This window comes from Nucisporomicrobium flavum, assembly GCF_016464385.1.
In the GTDB taxonomy this organism is placed as follows: Bacteria; Actinomycetota; Actinomycetes; order Mycobacteriales; family Micromonosporaceae; genus Actinoplanes; species Actinoplanes flavus_A.
The window spans coordinates 51,387-67,642 of the sequence record NZ_JADMLH010000010.1 but is presented as its reverse complement, the minus strand read 5'-3'; the positions used below and the strand labels follow the sequence as shown (position 1 = coordinate 67,642).

The following is a 16,256-nucleotide window of genomic DNA, read 5'->3' as shown; positions in this document are numbered from 1 at the left end:
TCCAGCTAACACTCGCTCAGCCGGGACGGCGATCCGGCCGAGGAGATTCCCGTGCGTTTCTCGAATCTCAGCGTCGGCAAGCGGCTCGGCGCGTCCTTCCTTGTCCTGGTCATCCTCATCGTGGTCGCGGCCGCCGCCGGCTGGTGGGGCATGCGGCAGCAGAGCGCGTCGCAGGGCCGCGTGGCGGTCCTCGAGAAGCTGCGCGGGCAGATCCAGGACGTCGAGTACTACGCGGCCGACGTCTCCGGGTGGCAGTCGCTGTGGGTCAACGACGTCGCCGCGTACGGCTTCGCGTACCTCGACGGGCCCGACGAGTTCAACCGCGAGGGGCTGCTCGACTCCAAGAAGTCGGTGTACGAGCTGCTCGCCAAGATCGACACCAGCCACCTGACCCCCGCCGAGCGGACGACGTTCGCCAAGCTCAAGCCCGCCTGGGACGACTTCTTCGCCTGGGACGACAAGATGCTGAGCTGGCTGCGGGCGGACGACAGCCGGGCCACGCTGCGCCGGGTCATGGACAGCATCAACGACGGCCCGGCGTCCGACTCGTGGGCCGCCGTGCTCGACGTCACCAGCGAGCTCTACAAGTCGGTGCAGGCGCGCGCCACGAAGCAGGCCGAAGCGGCGGCTGACGTCCGCCGGACCAGCGAGCAGGTGCTCGGCGGCACGCTGATGCTCGCCCTGATCCTGGCGATCGTGCTGGCGCTCTGGGCGACCAGGTCGGTCGTGCGCCCGCTGAACGTCGTGGTCGCCGCGCTGGGCCGCCTGGCGCGGCGGGACCTCACCGCGCGTACCGAACTGCACCGCGGCGACGAGCTGGGCCGGCTCGGCGACGCGCTGAACACCACCGCGGAGTCGCTGCGGGAGACGGTGGCGGCGATCGCGGGCCACGCCGGCACGATCGCCACCGCCTCCGGAGACCTCTCACGGATCTCCGCCCGCGTCGCGGAGTCGAGCGAGGACGTGGACTCGCAGGCGGTCGCGGTCGCCCAGGCCGCCGGCGACGTCTCCGGCAACGTCCGCACGCTGGAGGCGGGCAGCCGGGAGATGGGCTCGGCCATCGACGAGATCAGCCGCAGCGCCGGAGAGGCGGCCCGGGTCGCCGCCGAGGCGGTCACCGTCGTCGACCGGACGACCGTCAGCGTCGGCAAGCTGGGCGAGTCCTCCGCCGAGATCAGCGCCGTGGTCGGCCTCATCACGTCGATCGCCGAGCAGACCAACCTCCTCGCGCTGAACGCCACCATCGAGGCGGCGCGGGCCGGCGAGATGGGCAAGGGCTTCGCGGTCGTGGCGGGCGAGGTCAAGGACCTGGCCCAGGAGACGGCGAAGGCGACCGAGACGATCGGCCGCCTGGTGCAGACCATCCAGTCGGACACCGGTGACGCGGTCGGCGCGATCGCCGAGATCGGCAGCGTGGTCAGCCGGATCAGCGACATCCAGACGCTGATCGCCGCGGCGGTCGAGGAGCAGACCGCCACCACCGGCGAGATGGGCCGCAACGTGGCCGAGGCGGCACAGAGCAGCCGGGACATCGCGGCCAACATCGCCGGGGTCTCCACCGCGGTCGGCGAGACCACCACGGTCGTACGGGAGGCGCAGGCCTCGGCCGGCGAGCTCGCCCGTACGAGCAACGAACTCGAGAAGCTGGTCGCCGGATTCACCGTCTGACCCGTACGGTCGCAACCATGGTGCCGACGCTGCGGTCGATCGTGGACCCGTCCTGGCTGGCGTCGACGGTGGCGCGGGCGTACGGGCTGGAGGTCTCCGGCTGCGTGCTCCTGCGCTCGCTCATCAACGACGTCTACCGCGTCGACACCCCGGCGGGCCGGTTCGCGCTGAAGCTCTACCGGGCCGGCCACGACGCGGCGGACCGGGAGGTCGCGCTGGCCGCCCACGTCGGCGCCGGCGTCGCGCAGGGCATCCCCCTGGCCGACGGCAGCCTGGCGGGCACGATCGCGGCGGCCGAGGGCCCGCGGGCCTTCACCCTGTGGGAGTGGGCCCCCGGCGCCAAGCCGCGGAAGCCGCGCAGCGACGACCTCTACCGCCGCTTCGGCGTCGCCACCGCCGCGTTCCACGAGGCGGCGGCCGGATTCGCCGCCCCGGCCGCGGTGGACCCGGTGACGCTGCTCGACGGCGTCCTCGCCCGGCTGCCCGACCCGGAGGACCGCCACGTCACCGCCGCTCTCACCGCCGAGGCCGCGAGCCGGATCGCCGGCGCCGGGCTCGAGCGCGGCGTCTGCCACGGCGACGTCACCCTGGACAACGTGCACGCCGACGGCGACCGCCTGATCTTCTACGACCTCGACTGCGCCGCGGAGAACTGGCTGGCCACCGACCTCAGCCCGGTCGCGGCGACCCCGCAGTGGCCGGCGTTCCTGGCCGGATACCGTACGGTCCGGGAGCTGCCCGAGGAGGCGGTCGAGGCCCTGCCCTGGCTCGACGTCCTGCTGCGCGTCGGCTACCTGCACTTTCACCTGTACGCGAAGCCGGCCATGCGGGGCACCGAGTCGCTCACCGAGGGCTGGGTGGACGAGAACCTGGGCCAGCTGCGGGCCGCGGCCGCGTGGCTGCTCCCGGAGTGGGAGACGTGAGGGCCGCATGGGGCTGCTGGAACGCGACGGCGCACTGGCCGATCTGACCAGGCTGCAGGCGCAGAGCGCGGGCGGCGGCCGGATCGCGCTCGTCGCCGGTGAGGCGGGCGCCGGCAAGTCCAGCCTGGCCGCCGAGTTCACCCGGTCGGTGCGGCCGCGGGCCCGGGTGCTGTGGGGCGCCTGCGACCCGCTGCTCACCCCGCGTGCGCTCGGGCCGGTGCACGACATCGCGAAGCAGGCCGGCGGCGAGCTGCGGGAACGCCTCGGCGACGGCGACCGGGGGGCGATCTTCGACGCGGTGCTGGACGCCCTCGACGGTCCCCGGCAGGCCCGCCGCCCGGTGGTGGTCATGGAGGACCTGCACTGGGCGGACGAGGCCACCCTGGACCTCGTCGCGTTCCTCGGCCGCCGGTTGTCGCTGTGCCGGGCGCTGCTGCTGCTCACGTACCGCGACGACGAGCTGGGCCCGGACCACCCGCTGCGCGGTGTCCTCGCCGGACTGCCCCGCGGCCCGGTCCACCGGTTGACGCTGCCGCCGCTGTCGGCCGGTGCCGTCGCCGAGCTCGCGGGCCTGGCCGGCCGGGACGCCGCCCCGGTGTACGCGCAGACCGGCGGCAACCCGCTACTGGTCACCGAGGTGCTGGCGGCCGCCGGCTCCGGGGTGCCGGCAACCGTACGCGACCTCGTGCTGTCCCGCCTGCACGCGCTGTCACCCGCCGCCCGCGACGCCGCCGCGCTGGTGTCCGTGGTGCCCGCGCACGCCGAACCGGCCCTGCTCGCCGGTCACGCCGCGGGCGTCGACGAGTGCCTGGCCGGCGGGGTCCTCACCGCCACGGCGGACGGGGTGGCGTTCCGGCACGAGCTGCTGCGCCGCGCGGTCGAGGAGTCGCTGTCGCCCGTACGCCGCGCCGCCCTGCACGCCGGCATCCTCGCCCGGCTCGACGGCGACCCCGGCGTCGACCCGGCCCGGCTCGTGCACCACGCCCACCACGCCGGCCTCGCCGCCGCGGTGCTGCGGTGGGCCCCCGTCGCCGCCCGCCGCGCCGCCGCGCTGGGCGCCAACCGGCAGGCCGTCGCGCACTACGAGACCGCGCTGCGGCATGCGGCGGGCGTGCCGGACGAGCAGCGGGCCGGGCTGCTGGAGGCGTACGCGACGGTGGCGTACCTGGCCGGGCTGAACGAGGAGGCGCTGCGGGCCCGGCAGGAGGCGCTGACGGTCCGGGAGGCGGCCGGCGACACGGCACTGACCGGCGAGAACCTGCGCTGGGTGTCGCGGCTGTCGTGGTGGACGGGGCGTACGGAGCAGGCGCGGGCGGCCGGCGCACGGGCGGTCGACGTGCTCGAGCCGCTCGGCCCGGGACCCCAGCTGGCGATGGCGTACAGCAACCTGTCCCAGCTGCGGATGCTCGCCAACGACGACACCGCGGTCGCCTGGGGCGAACGGGCGATCGAGCTGGCCCGCCGCTCCGGTGACCTGGACACCGAGGTGCACGCCCTGGTCAACGTGGGCTCCGCCCGGCTCCAGCGTGGCGACCCGGCCGGCGGCGACGAGCTGGAACGCGCGCACCGGGTGGCGGCCGCCGCCGGGCTGGACGACCACGCCGTCCGGGCCCTGGTGAACCGGGCCGGCATCGCCGTCGAGTGGTACGAGCTCGACGTGGCGCAGGAGGTGCTGGACCGGGTGCTGGCCTACGCCGAGGCCCGCGAGCTCGGCGGGTACGCCCGGCACCTGCTCGGCTACCGCGCGACCGTCCGGCTGGCCCGCGGCGACTGGCCGGGCGCCGAGAACGACGCGTCCCAGGGGCTCGCGGGGCCACCGCAGCGCGGGCCGTTCCGCTGCCCGGCCCAGGTGACGCTCGGTCTGCTGTGGTCGCGTCGCGGCGCGCCGGACTCGACGGGCCTGCTGGAGGCGGCGGCGGGGTCCGCGTACGAGGCCGGCGAGCTGCAGTTCGTGGGCCCGGTGGCGGCCGCGCTCGCCGAGCACCACTGGATCGCCGGTGATCCGCGGCGGGCGCTGGACGAGGTGCGCCGGGGGCTGCCGCTGGCCGTACGGGTCGGGCACCCGTGGCTGGCCGGGCGGCTCGCGTACTGGCAGTGGCGGTGCGGTGGGCCGGCCGTCGTCGACGGGATCGCGGAGCCGTACCGGCTGCTGATCGAGGGGGACGTGGCCGGCGCCGCCGCGGAGTGGGAGCGCCGCGGGTGCGAGTACGCGGCGGCGGAGGCCCTGGCGTGCGGCGATGACGACGAAGCCGGCCGGGCGCTGCGGGTGTTCGACCGGCTCGGGGCGGCGGCCACTGCCCGGCGGGTGCGCGCGGAGCTGCGGCGGCGCGGCGCCCCGGTGCCCCGCGGACCTCGCCCGGCGACCGTCGCCGACCCGGCCGGGCTCACCGCCCGGCAGCGGGAGGTGCTGGGGCTGCTCGCCGACGGCCTCAGCGACGCCGAGATCGCGGTCCGGCTGTCGCTGTCGGCCAAGACCGTCGGGCATCACGTGTCGGCGGTGCTGGCGAAGCTGGGCGTACCGTCGCGGGGTCAGGCCGCCGCGATCGCCCGGCGCCGATCCCCGAAGATGGGGAATCCTCCCCACGCGTGAGCCCACCGGCGGTTCCTAGCGTCGTTCCCATGACGACTTCTCCCACGCTGGACGGCATCAAGGCACGCCAGCAGAAGACCTGGGCCAGCGGCGACTACGGCGCGGTGGCGGCCCTCATCCAGCCCATCTCCGAGCTGCTCGTGCAGTCCGCCGACCTCTCCGCCGGCTCGCGGGTCCTCGACGTCGCCACGGGTACGGGCAACGCCGCGATCGCCGCCGCCCGCTGCCTGTGCGAGGTGGTCGGCGTCGACTACGTACCCGGCCTGCTGGAGCGGGCCCGCGCCCGGGCCGCCGCCGAGCACCTGCCGGTCCGCTTCACCGAGGCCGACGCCGAGAACCTGCCCTGCGACGACGGCGAGTGGGACGCGGTGTTCTCGGTCGTCGGCGTGATGTTCGCGCCGGACCAGGAGCGGGCGGCCGCCGAGCTGACCCGGGTGTGCCGGCCCGGCGGGACGATCGCGCTGGCCAACTGGACGCCGGACGGGTTCATCGGCGACCTGTTCCGCACGGTGGGCCGGCGGGTGCCGCCACCGCCGGGCGTCCGCGCCCCCGTGGAGTGGGGCACCGAGCCGCGGCTGCGGGAGCTGCTCGGCGACCGGGTGAGCGAGCTGCGGCTGAACCGGCGCGACTTCGTGTTCCGGTTCGCCTCCGCGGAGGCCTTCACCGACTACTTCCGGTCCTGGTACGGGCCCACGCTCAAGGCCTTCGAGGCGCTCGGCGAGGACGACGGCAAGCTGCTGTACGCGGACCTCGTCGACCTCGTGCGGCGCTACGACGTCGCCGGGGACGGCACGGTGAAGATCCCGTCGGCGTACGTGGAGGTGCTGGCCACCCGGGCGTGACTCAGGCGGCCTGGGCCAGCCCGTTGAGGATCGCGGTCAGCCGGCCGGCGCTGCCGGTGCCCAGTTTCTCGAGCTCCAGGCGCAACACCGGCGCCGCGAGCTTCGCGAGCCCGTGCACCTCCAGGTCCACGCGGTACGTGACCTCGGCGCCGGCCGGGGCGGGCCGGACGGTGATCGTCTCGGTGGAGCCGGCGCCCTCGCTGTGCCCGGCGAAGACGAGGCGGTCACCGGCGGCCTCGACGAGCGTGTACGTCAGCTCGGCGCGGATGCCCAGGATCCGCGACTCGCCGTGCCAGCTGGCGCCGACGGCGACCGGTCCCGCGCCGACCCGGGTGGTGCGCCGGCCCGCCGGGTCCCACTCGGCGCTGTTGCCGAGGTCGCGCAGGTACGCCAGCACGGCCGGGACCGGCGCCGCGACGGTGAAGGTGCGCGAGATCGTGATCATCGTCATCCCTTCGGCGGCGGACCGCCTCCACGATAAGGCCCGGCCGGTCCACGGGATGTCGCCTTCCCGGCGAAAACGGCCGGAACCGGCGCGTTCGCGTGGTGCAATCGGGGGCATGCGGATGACCTCGGCCGACGAGCTGTAGCGGCCGCGATGGCCACGCCCGCCGCCCTGCGCCCGGTCCTGGCGGCCGCGGACCGGATGAAGACCAGCGTGCGGCTCGGGACGCTCGTGCTGGTCCTGATGGTCCCGGGCGTCGCCGCCACGTACGGCTATGTCCAGGAGGTCCGTACCAAAATCGCGTTCAGCGCCGCCGAGCACGACGGCGTGGACGTGGTGCGCCCGGCCCTGCTGGCGCTCGCCGACACGGTGGCCGGCGGGCTGCCCGATCTCGGCGCCGTCCGGGCCGCGGTGGGCCGGCACCCCGGGCTGGGCCTGAGCGCGGCGCTCGAGGCGGTTCCCGCCCAGCCGCCCGCCACGGCACCGCAACGGCTGGCGCTCGCCTCGGCGCTGGCCGCGCTCGTCACCGAGGCCGGGAACAGGTCCAACCTGATCCTCGACCCCGACCTCGACTCCTTCTACGTCATGGACGCCCAGATCGTGCAGCTGCCGAGGGCGCTCGTCGCGGCGGCGAAGGCGGCCGCCGCGGACACCGTGGACGGCAACGCGGCCGTGGCGAACCAGGCCGTCCGGGCCGGTGAGCTCTCCGCGGCGGCCGACAGCCTGGCGTACGACGTCGCCACGGCCGACGCGAGCACCCGCGCGGACGGGCTCGGCGGCCGGTTGAGCGCTGTCACGCAGGCGTCCACCGTGGTGAGCGCGCTCGCCACCACGCTCACCGGCTCGCTCGCCGACCCGGGGCCCGCCGATGTCCGCGCGGCGGCCACCGCCCTGCGCGGCGCCGTCGCGCCCCTCGCCGACGCGCTGGACGACCTGCTCGACACGCGGATCGACGGCTTCGGGCGGCAGCGGCTCGTCGTGCTCAGCATCACCGCCGCCGGTTTCGTGCTCGCGGCCTGGTTCGCCGCCGGCGTGCTGTGGCGTACGCGGCACGACGTCGCCCTCACCGTCCGGGGCGTCGGTGCGATCGCCGACGGTGATCTCGGCGACCGGGCGCTGCCGGCGGGCCGCGACGAGCTCGGCGACATCGGCCGGGCGGTCGCGGCGGCCCGGGGCCGCATGCTCGCCCAGGAGGAGGAGCTGCGGACGGCGCAGACGATCCGGGAGGAGCAGGTACGGGTCAGCTTCCAGCACCAGCGCCAGGCGGAGCTGCGGCTGCGCGACCGCGCTCAGGCCATCATCGACGAGTCCACGTCGGTGATCGCCGAGGAGCTGCGGCTGGTCACCGAGCAGGTCGGCGACGTCCGCGCGGCCTCGGCGACGATCGACCAGGGAATCTCCGCGACCGACGCGGCCACCACGGCGGCCGTGGCCCACGCCCGGCGCGCCGAGGACGTGATCACCTCCCTCGAGGAGAGCCTGCGCCGGGTGGCCGCCACCGCCTCGCTCGTGCAGGGCATCGCGGGGCAGACCCGCCTGCTGGCGCTCAACGCGACCATCGAGGCGGCCCGCGCCGGCGAGCTGGGGCAGGGGTTCACGGTCGTCGCGGACGAGGTCAAGGAGCTGGCCACGAGCACCTCCGACTCCACCGAGCAGATCACCCGCACGATCGGCGACCTCGAGCGGGACACCGCGGAGATGGCCGAGGCGATCGCCGCGATGGTCGCCGGCATCGCGAGCGTGGGCGGCGCCGCCACCTCGCTGCGGGAGGTCGCCGCGGACCAGGGCGCGGTCGTGGGGCGGCTGACCGACCGGATGGGCCGGACCATCGAGCGGGTCGAGGAGATGTCCGGGCTCGCCGCCCAGCTGGAGCGCCGGCGTACCGAGCGGGTCGTCGCGGCCGGCACCGTCCGGCTGCGCCGCCGCGGTCAGGACCCGGTCGAGGCCGAGCTGCGCAACATCAGCACGGGCGGCATCCGGGTGCGCCTCCCGGCCGGCGCGGGCCTGCGTACCGGGGAGCTGGTGGACGTCGACGGGCTGGGCGGCGCCGACGGTCCCGGCCCGATCCCCGGGCGGGTGGAGAACGTCGGCGAGGGGGACGAACCCCGCGAGGCGGGCCTGCAGCTCGTCCCCGGTGACCCCGCCACCGCCGAACGGCTGGACCGCTGGGTGGACGGGCTCACCCGGGGCGCGGGGCTCCCGGTGCCGTGAACGACCGTACGTAGCGACGCTGCCAGGGCGTCTCCACCGCGCGCCGGTCGTACCCCGCGCGGACGAAGTCGACCGCCTCGGCGGGCGGCACGCCGTCGAGCACGGCCAGGCAGGCCAGCGCCGTGCCCGTACGCCCCCGGCCGCCGTGGCACGCGATCTCGACGCGCTGCGTCGCGGCCCGCTCCCAGACCTCGCGCAGCAGCCTCGCAGCGAGTTCCCGGTCGGCCGGCAGTCGGAAGTCGGGCCAGCGCAGCCAGCGGTTCTCCCAGGCGGCCGGGGGCGGTGGCGAGCCCAGCAGGTACACGCCGAACTCGGGCACCGGGCCCTCGGGCACCGGTCTGCGCAGGCCCCGGCCGCGTATCAGGCGGCCGGACGGCAGCGCCAGAACGCCGGCCTCCCCGTGGTCCCATCCCATGCCGGCCATTGTGGCTCGCGCGTGCGCCGGGCCGTCCGCTAGGCTCGCGCCGTGTTCAGCATCAACCGCGAGCGACGCCGGATCACCACCCTCCGGTTGAGCTGACACGCGTCCTCCACCGGCGGGCCTCCGCCGGTGTCGCAGGAAGCTCGTGGCCCCGGACAGGCCCGCCCTGTCTCGTCGATGGGGTCCCGACCATGAATCTCGAAGCTCTGCTCTCCGCGCGGCTCGGCGCCGCGCTGGCCGAGGTCGCGCAGGCGACCGTCGATCCCGCCGTACGGCGCTCGCAGTTCGCCGACTTCCAGTCCGGGGCCGCGCTCCCGCTGGCCCGGAGCCTGGGCCGCCCGCCGCGGGACATCGCCGCGGACGTCGCCGGCCGCGCCGACCTGGCGGGCGTGGCCACGGCCGAGGTGTCCGGGCCCGGCTTCCTCAACCTGACCGTCGCCGACGAGGTGCTCGCCGAAGCCGCGGACCGGTTGGTGTCCGACGCGCGGCTCGGCGTGGCATCGGCCAGGGAGCCGCAGACCGTCGTCGTCGACTACTCCGGGCCCAACGTCGCCAAGGAACTCACGGTCGGGCACCTGCGCTCCACGGTGATCGGCGACGCGCTGGCCCGGACGCTCGAATGGCTCGGGCACCGGGTCGTCCGGGTCAACCACCTCGGCGACTGGGGCACGTCGTTCGGCATGCTCATCGAGCACCTGCGGGACGAGGGCGTCACCGAGGCGGGACAGGCCGGCGACCTCACGGCGTTCTACCAGGCGGCCCGGGTCAAGTTCGACACCGACGAGGACTTCCGGACCCGGTCGCGGCTGCGGGTCGTGACGTTGCAGGCCGGCGACGAGGAGACGCTGCGGCTGTGGCGCCGGCTCGTCGCCACCTCGCAGCGGTACCTGCTGGACACGTACGAGCGGCTCGGGGTGAGCCTCACCGAGGGCGACTTCTGCGGCGAGAGCTCCTATCAGGACCAGCTGTCGTCGGTCGTCGACGAGCTGCAGGCCAAGGGCCTGCTGGTGGAGAGCGACGGCGCGCTGTGCGCGTTCCCGGCGGGCTTCACCGGCCGCGACGGCGGCCCGCTCCCGCTGATCGTCCGCAAGAGCGACGGCGGTTTCGGGTACGCGGCCACCGACCTGGCCGCCCTGCGCCACCGGGTACGCGACCTCGGCGCGACCCGGCTGCTCTACGTCGTCGGCGCACCCCAGCGCACCCACTTCCGGATGGTGTACGCGGTCGCCGCGGCGGCCGGCTGGCTGGGCGACGGGGTGAGCGCGGAACACGTCGGCTTCGGCTCGGTGCTGGGCGCCGACGGCAAGATGTTCCGCAGCCGGGCGGGCGACTCGGTGAAGCTCACCGGCCTGCTGGACGAGGCGGTCGCGAGGGCCTCCGCGCTGGCCCCCACCCCCGAGGTCGCCGCCGCGGTGGGCATCGGCGCGATCAAGTACGCCGACCTGGCCAACGACCGCATGTCCGACTACGTCTTCGACTGGGACCGGATGCTCGCCCTCACCGGCAACACCGGCCCCTACCTGCAGTACGCGTACGCCCGGATCAGCTCGATCCTGGACCGGGCCGGTGACTTCGCGCCGGCCGTGACGATCGGGCACCGGCTGGAACGGGCGCTGGCCCTGGAGCTGCTCGCCTTCGAACCGGCCGTGCTGGCGGTGGGGGAGTCGCTCGAGCCGCACCGGCTGACCACGTACCTGTCCGGGCTGGCGGGTGTGTTCAGCGCGTTCTACGAGCAGTGCCCGGTGCTGACGGCTCCGGCCGGCGTACGCGAGAGCAGGTTGACGCTCTGTCTGCTGACCGGGCGGACCCTGCGGCGCGGGCTGGACCTGCTCGGGATCGCGACGCCCGCGCAGATGTAGCGGTCAGGAGGGGCGGCCCTCCTCCTTGACCACGCCGAGCAGCGGCGGGTTCGTGCCGGCCGGGTCCCACGTGGGCCCGGCCGCGCGGGTCCACTCCAGCCGGCCGAAGCCGGGCCAGATCCGCTGGGTGAGCGCCCGGCCGGCGTGCACCCGGTCGGCGGCGCGGCGGCGGCGCTCGGCCAGCACCGCGCTGAGGAACATCCACGGCGGCACGCCCGGCGGGACCGGCTGGGCGATCCGCTCACTCACCTCGCCGGCCAGGCTCTGCGCGAACCTCGCGTTCATCGGCTGCCGGATCTCCGCGGCCCGGGCCAGGTAGTGCCGCACCGCCAGGGCCAGGTCGTCGTCGAGGTTCGTCAGGTCCAGCGTCTGCGCCCAGCCGGCCAGCTGCGGCGGCATCGCGGGCACCCAGCCCCACGGTGCCGGGGACCGCTCGTGGATCACGAACGTGCCGGCCGCGAGGTCGCCGAGGCGCCGGCCCTGCGGCGAGAACAGCATCGTGGTCAGCGCGACCGCCCAGGTGAACGGCGGGAACAGCAGCCCGGGCCACTCCACGGCGAGCCCGATGAGGCTGCGCACCAGCGCGTGGCGTACCCGGATCGGGCCGCCGTCCTCGCGGACCACCCGCAGGCCCATCGCGCGCTTGCCGAGGCTGCGGCCGTTCGTGACGGTCTCCACGATCGTGGGGTAGCCGACGAAGACCAGCAGCACCGAGACCGTGCCGAGCGCGTCGATCAGCGCGTCGTCGGCGGCGGCACCGAGCAGCGCCGCGGACACCGCGCCGGTCAGCAGGAACAGGGCGATGCCCAGCAGCACCTGGACGACCATGTCGAGCAGCAACGCCAGCCCGCGCGAGCCCACCCGCGCATGCCGGACGTCGACCTCCACGGCCTCGCCGTTGACGAGCTGCTCGCCCCGCCCGCCGACGACCGGCGCCACCACAGTCATCGGGTTAGTTAACCCGATCGGCGCCCGCTACGCTGCGCCGGTGGACCTGGACGCGTACGTCAGCGAGCGCCGCGGGGAGTGGAACCGCCTCGACGCGCTGACCCGCCGCCGCAAGCTGACCGCGGCCGAGGCCGACGAGCTGGTCCTGCTCTACCAGCGGGCGGCCACCCACCTGTCGGTCGTCCGCAGCCACTCCCCGGACCCGATCCTGCTGGCGTCGCTGTCCCAGCTGGTGCTCGCGGGCCGCTCGGCGGTCACCGGCGGCCGCCGCTACTCGTGGCGCCCGGTCGTGCGGTTCTTCACCACGAGCCTGCCGGTGGAGCTGTACCGGGCCCGCCGCTGGTGGCTCACGGTGATGGTCGTCAACGTCGTGCTGGCCGGGGTGCTCATGGCGTACTTCGCGGCGAACCCGGACATCATCGAGATGTTCGCCCCGTCGTCGACCATCGAGCGGTACGCGAACGAGGACTTCGTCGACTACTACAGCGAGTTCCAGGCGCAGAACTTCGCCGCGAGCGTGTGGACGCACAACGCGATGCTGGCGGGCCAGTGCCTCGCCTCCGGCGTGCTCATCGTGCCCGCTCTCTACATCCTCGGCCAGAACACGTTCCAGCTCGGCCTCACCGGCGCCCTCATGACGTACGCCGGCCACGGCGACACGTTCTTCCGCTACATCCTGCCGCACGGCTTCCTGGAGCTGACCTCGATCTTCGTGGCGGCCGGCGTGGGGCTGCGGATCGGCTGGGCCTGGATCGCACCGGGCCCGCACCGCACCCGCGGCCGCGCCCTCGCCGAACGCGCCCGCGCCGGCATGCTGGTGGCGCTCGGCCTCGTCGCGATGCTGCTGGTGTCGGGCATCCTGGAGGCGTACGTGACGCCCTCGGGCTGGCCGGACCCGGTCCGCATCGGCATCGGCTTCGCGGTCTGGCTCGCCTTCATGGCGTACGCCCTGGGCGTCGGTGCGGCGGCCCACCACCGCGGCGAGACGGCCGACCTGGACCCCGACCACACCGACGCCGACGTCCCGATGGCCTGACCTGCGGCGGATCAGCCGGAGGCGCGGTGCCGCAGGGCGGTGAGCAGCGCCGCGGGCACCTCCGGCTCGTCGAGAGTCACCGCGAAACGGCGGCCGTCGCGCAGGCGGAGCACGAGGCCCGGACCGCTGCGCAGAACCAGCGCGCTGCGCCCCGGCGCGACCCGGTATCCCCACCCGCCCCACTCCATCGGCGCGATCCGGGCCGGCTCGGCGGAGTCGATGTCGGCCAGCGCGATCCGCTTCACCGGCACCCCGACCAGGCCCGCCACCAGGCGCAGGCCGCGCCGGTCCGCGGTGACCCGGACCCGGGCGAACAGCAGGGCGGCGGCCAGCGGCAGCGCCAGGACGGGCCACACGGCGGGTGCGGTGGTCGCCGCCGCCACGGCGACCACCGCCGCGGCGACGAGGGTGACGCCGAGCAGCAGCGGTGAGCGCAGGGTGCTGCTGTACGCGACGCGCTCGGTGGGCTTCAGCTCGAGCGGGTCGACGGCCGGCGCCCCGACAGGCGCCGTCACGGGGCGCGGGCCGGCCGCCGCCGCGACCACGACTCCCCAGACGAGCCCGGCGAACACCAGCAGGAACCGCCATCCCAGCCGCGCGTCGGCCGGATTCGCCAGCGTGGCGCCGGCGGTGGCCAGCCAGATGGCAGCGGCCGCGCCGGACACCGAGCCCGCGGTCGTCAGCAGGAAGCGGGCGCCGGGGGTGCGGGCCGCCACGACTCCCGCCACCCCGGCGGCCACCCCGATTGCCAGGAGCGTCCCCCAGAACCAGGATGCCGGGCCGAACCCGTCCGCCGCGCCCGTACCGTTCCAATGCGTGGCGATCCGGTCCGGAAGCCGCCCGTGCCACGCCGCCCACGTCAGCCCGAGGACGCCCACGGGCAGCCAGACCAGGGCCGCCGACACCAGAAGTCTTCTCACGGCTGGGCCTCCTTCACGATTGCAACCATCTCGGCCTCCCGCAGTCCCTGCCGGCGTGCCTCGTCAACGAACCGGCGGGCCAGCTCCACCAGCCGCAGCCGGGTGGCGTCCGCGTCGTCGCGCACCACCGCACCCCGGCCGCGACGCAACTCGATCAGGTTCTCGTCGCGCAGCTTCGCGTACGCCCGCAGAACGGTGTGCAGGTTGATGTCGAGCACGTCGGCGAGCTCCCGGGCGGGCGGCAGCCGCTCACCGGGAACGAGCTCGCCGCGCACGATTCCGCCACGCACCTGAGCGGCGATCTGATCCGCCAGGGGCTCGGCCGCCGCCACATCCACCCGGAACAACATGTTTGCATACTACTAGAACAAGTCAAGAATTAGAAAGCGGCGAGCGCGCTCATGGTCGCGGCGCAGCAGCTCGCCCGCGCCCAGGCCGAAGTCGGTCTCCAGGAGGACCGGCTCCAGCGAGGCCAGGGTGCCGATCGGATCGCACGCGCTCGGACTGCCGCGGCGAGACGGCCGACCTCGACCCCCGTCAGACCGACCCGGACGTCCTCACGGTCTAGCGGAACCAGCGGCGTTCGCGCTTGTCGATGGTGAAGTGGACCGGGCCCGTGGGGTCGGTGATGACGACGTCGTTGTCGTGGATGTGGTTCCTCGGCGTCGCGGGGTCAGGTTTCTCCGCCCCGTCCCGGGTCCGGAGGTGCAGGACGACGCTGACGCCGGCGACGGCGAGCGCCAGGAGGAAACCGCCGATGCTGGCGAACTTGTCCGAGCGGTCGAGGCCCTGCAGGGCGAAGAAGACGCCCGAGCCGGCCAGCAGGGCCACGGCCACCCCGGCCGCGATCCACTTCACAGGCCCATTCCTCTCCCGAAGAAGTCCCGCGTCGGGTCGTCGAGTTCAGCGTGCTCGTCCCGGACCGCCTCCTGCGCCTGGCGAGCCAGCTCGGCCGCGCGTTCCAGCTCGGCCAGGCGTTCCCGCTCGGCCAGGCGTTCCCGCTCGGCCAGGCGGCCCTGTTCGGCCAGGCGGGCCTGCTTGGCCGCCCGTTCCTGCTCGGCCAGGCGGTGCTGTTCCGCCGCCCGGGCCTGCCGCGTCCGGGCCAGCTCGGCCACGCGAGCCGCTGACGCGAGCCGGGCCTGCTCGGCCGCGCGCGCATGCTGGACCTGCTCGGCCCGCTCGGCGGCTCGGGCCGCGCGCGTGTCCTGCAGGCACCGGTGGAAACGGGCCAGGTCGCCGTCCCGGGTGTGGCCGCGGTCGACCTCGCTGACCCGGGTCAGGTGGTTCCCCGCACCGATCATCACCGCGGCGGCGAGATCGACCTCAGTGCCGCGGAAAACCTGTCGTACCGTTGTCGCCCCGTCGGTGCGGCCGGTGTGCCGGAGGAGGGTGTCGTCCCCGATCTCGCGCAGGGCCGCCAGAATCGGCCGCTGCACGGCCTCTCGGTCCTGCCGGTCGCTGTTCGCGGGATCCCGTCCGGCCAGCGCCCAGATGAGGTCCTCGCGCTCCAGCAGCAGCTCGGCCAGCGGCACGGTCACCTCCCGTACGTGATATCGGGTGGTGCCGTGCAGGTCCGCGCCGTCCCCGGCGATCACCACGTCCGACTCGGACACCTCGGTGCGGGTCCGCTCCGAGAGCTTCTGCCGATATCGCTGGTCGCCCGCTTCGGGCACGCTCGCCGTGATCCGCTCCAGGTGGTTCCGCAGGGCCCGGACGGTTTCCCTGGACGGGTTGTCCAGCACATCCGCCAGCGCCTCGAGGGCACCGCGGTCGTCGTAGATGCTCGACGCGTCCACCGACAGCCGGTCGACGCCATACCGGTCCGTCGCCTCGAACTCGCAGTGGTCGGCGATGACGACGGTCCCGGCCCGGCGGGCGTCGACGTACTCGGCGTTGAAGCGGCCCCACCGGCGCTCCGCGTCGACCGAGCCGTGCGCCGGGGACGCCACCTCCAGCCAGCGCGGGCCGCGGGCCCGCTCGGTCAGGTCCTCGACGTCGGTTCCCAGCAGCCCGGCGACGCCGTCGAGCTCGGCGAGCATCCGCTCGTCCTGCCCGTCGGGCAGCACCCCCAGAGATTCGAGAATGTCCAGCTCCCGGGCGAGGGCGCGGCCGGCGGTGAGCAGCCGGACCGCGTGCACCGGCCCGGGCGCACCACCACGGGCCGCCGTGCGGGACTCGCTCAGCTGATCTCTCAAGCGGGTCGCCGCTCCGTGCACCCGGTCGAGCCGGTCCTTCTCGGCAACCGCACAGATGCTGTCGGCCGAGCTGATCGCCTTTGTCCACATCGGTGCGTATCGTGCGCGGGTCTCCAGAGCTCTCCGCTCCGGCTCGGACACCCGCTCGCGAACCGGCGGCGGCGTGACATCCGCGGGCCTTACGAACTCCGCGGTCCT

At 74.9% G+C, this 16,256-nt stretch carries 14 protein-coding genes; 7 read left to right on the top strand and 7 right to left on the bottom strand.

The features are described 5' to 3' along the window. Positions 1–51 precede the first annotated feature (51 nt). The 4 genes from IT780_RS23610 to IT780_RS23595 are packed head-to-tail and all read left to right on the top strand — an operon-like array spanning position 52 to position 6,023. Complete coding sequence (locus tag IT780_RS23610; RefSeq protein WP_199513829.1) at positions 52–1,668, top strand: HAMP domain-containing methyl-accepting chemotaxis protein; 1,617 nt, start codon at positions 52–54, stop codon at positions 1,666–1,668. 17 nt (positions 1,669–1,685) lie between these two features. Then, positions 1,686–2,591 (top strand): phosphotransferase enzyme family protein, encoded by a 906-nt coding sequence (locus tag IT780_RS23605; RefSeq protein WP_199513828.1) that lies wholly within the window; start codon positions 1,686–1,688, stop codon positions 2,589–2,591. Between the two features lie 7 nt (positions 2,592–2,598). Continuing rightward, positions 2,599–5,181, top strand: coding sequence for an ATP-binding protein (locus IT780_RS23600; RefSeq protein ID WP_199513827.1), 2,583 nt, complete (start codon positions 2,599–2,601; stop codon positions 5,179–5,181). A 29-nt stretch (positions 5,182–5,210) separates the two neighbouring features. Then, complete coding sequence (locus IT780_RS23595) at positions 5,211–6,023, top strand: class I SAM-dependent methyltransferase (RefSeq protein ID WP_199513826.1); 813 nt, start codon at positions 5,211–5,213, stop codon at positions 6,021–6,023. Position 6,024: 1 nt separating this feature from the next. On the opposite strand, the gene IT780_RS23590 is transcribed toward IT780_RS23595, so the two are convergent. Then, on the bottom strand, positions 6,025–6,468 hold the full coding sequence (locus IT780_RS23590; protein ID WP_199513825.1) for an SRPBCC family protein: 444 nt from the start codon (positions 6,466–6,468) through the stop codon (positions 6,025–6,027). Positions 6,469–6,621: 153 nt separating this feature from the next. On the opposite strand from IT780_RS23590, the gene IT780_RS23585 reads away from it, so the two are divergent. Further along, positions 6,622–8,679 carry a methyl-accepting chemotaxis protein gene (locus IT780_RS23585; protein ID WP_199513824.1) on the top strand — a complete coding sequence of 686 codons (2,058 nt, stop codon included), beginning with the start codon at positions 6,622–6,624 and terminating at the stop codon, positions 8,677–8,679. Here the strand turns inward: IT780_RS23585 and IT780_RS23580 are convergent. Continuing rightward, positions 8,648–9,094 (bottom strand): protein-tyrosine phosphatase family protein, encoded by a 447-nt coding sequence (locus tag IT780_RS23580; RefSeq protein WP_372443780.1) that lies wholly within the window; start codon positions 9,092–9,094, stop codon positions 8,648–8,650. The genes IT780_RS23585 and IT780_RS23580 overlap by 32 nt on opposite strands. 197 nt (positions 9,095–9,291) lie before the next feature. On the opposite strand from IT780_RS23580, the gene argS reads away from it, so the two are divergent. Next, the gene (gene argS / locus IT780_RS23575; RefSeq protein ID WP_199513822.1) at positions 9,292–10,959 is read left to right on the top strand and encodes an arginine--tRNA ligase; all 1,668 of its coding nucleotides are present in this window, start codon (positions 9,292–9,294) and stop codon (positions 10,957–10,959) included. A gap of 3 nt (positions 10,960–10,962) precedes the next feature. Here argS and IT780_RS42795 read toward each other — a convergent pair whose 3' ends face one another. Next, entirely contained in the window at positions 10,963–11,907 is a 945-nt protein-coding gene (locus IT780_RS42795) for an RDD family protein (RefSeq protein ID WP_199513821.1), read from the bottom strand. 40 nt (positions 11,908–11,947) lie between these two features. Here IT780_RS42795 and IT780_RS23565 point away from each other — a divergent pair, with 40 nt between their 5' ends. Beyond that, positions 11,948–12,943, top strand: a complete 996-nt coding sequence (locus IT780_RS23565; protein ID WP_199513820.1) for a stage II sporulation protein M — start codon at positions 11,948–11,950, stop codon at positions 12,941–12,943. Between the two features lie 11 nt (positions 12,944–12,954). Here IT780_RS23565 and IT780_RS23560 read toward each other — a convergent pair whose 3' ends face one another. From IT780_RS23560 to IT780_RS23545, 4 genes are all read right to left on the bottom strand, one after another. After that, complete coding sequence (locus IT780_RS23560) at positions 12,955–13,863, bottom strand: DUF1648 domain-containing protein (RefSeq protein ID WP_199513819.1); 909 nt, start codon at positions 13,861–13,863, stop codon at positions 12,955–12,957. After that, on the bottom strand, positions 13,860–14,213 hold the full coding sequence (locus tag IT780_RS23555) for a GntR family transcriptional regulator (RefSeq protein ID WP_199513818.1): 354 nt from the start codon (positions 14,211–14,213) through the stop codon (positions 13,860–13,862). The genes IT780_RS23560 and IT780_RS23555 overlap by 4 nt, the downstream gene beginning before the upstream one ends. A 214-nt stretch (positions 14,214–14,427) precedes the next feature. Next, on the bottom strand, positions 14,428–14,721 hold the full coding sequence (locus tag IT780_RS23550) for a hypothetical protein (protein ID WP_199513817.1): 294 nt from the start codon (positions 14,719–14,721) through the stop codon (positions 14,428–14,430). Further along, entirely contained in the window at positions 14,718–16,148 is a 1,431-nt protein-coding gene (locus IT780_RS23545; RefSeq protein WP_199513816.1) for a hypothetical protein, read from the bottom strand. Before IT780_RS23545 ends, IT780_RS23550 begins: the two co-directional genes overlap by 4 nt. Positions 16,149–16,256: the final 108 nt, after the last annotated feature.

Coding starts and splice junctions, on each gene's coding strand:
- IT780_RS23595 (WP_199513826.1), top strand. CDS start 5,211: ATGACGACTTCTCCCACGCTGGACGGCATCAAGGCACGCCAGCAGAAG.
- IT780_RS23605 (WP_199513828.1), top strand. CDS start 1,686: ATGGTGCCGACGCTGCGGTCGATCGTGGACCCGTCCTGGCTGGCGTCG.
- IT780_RS23545 (WP_199513816.1), bottom strand. CDS start 16,148: ATGTGGACAAAGGCGATCAGCTCGGCCGACAGCATCTGTGCGGTTGCC.
- IT780_RS23590 (WP_199513825.1), bottom strand. CDS start 6,468: ATGATCACGATCTCGCGCACCTTCACCGTCGCGGCGCCGGTCCCGGCC.
- IT780_RS23580 (WP_372443780.1), bottom strand. CDS start 9,094: ATGGGATGGGACCACGGGGAGGCCGGCGTTCTGGCGCTGCCGTCCGGC.
- argS (WP_199513822.1), top strand. CDS start 9,292: ATGAATCTCGAAGCTCTGCTCTCCGCGCGGCTCGGCGCCGCGCTGGCC.
- IT780_RS23585 (WP_199513824.1), top strand. CDS start 6,622: ATGGCCACGCCCGCCGCCCTGCGCCCGGTCCTGGCGGCCGCGGACCGG.
- IT780_RS23555 (WP_199513818.1), bottom strand. CDS start 14,213: ATGTTGTTCCGGGTGGATGTGGCGGCGGCCGAGCCCCTGGCGGATCAG.
- IT780_RS23600 (WP_199513827.1), top strand. CDS start 2,599: ATGGGGCTGCTGGAACGCGACGGCGCACTGGCCGATCTGACCAGGCTG.
- IT780_RS42795 (WP_199513821.1), bottom strand. CDS start 11,907: ATGACTGTGGTGGCGCCGGTCGTCGGCGGGCGGGGCGAGCAGCTCGTC.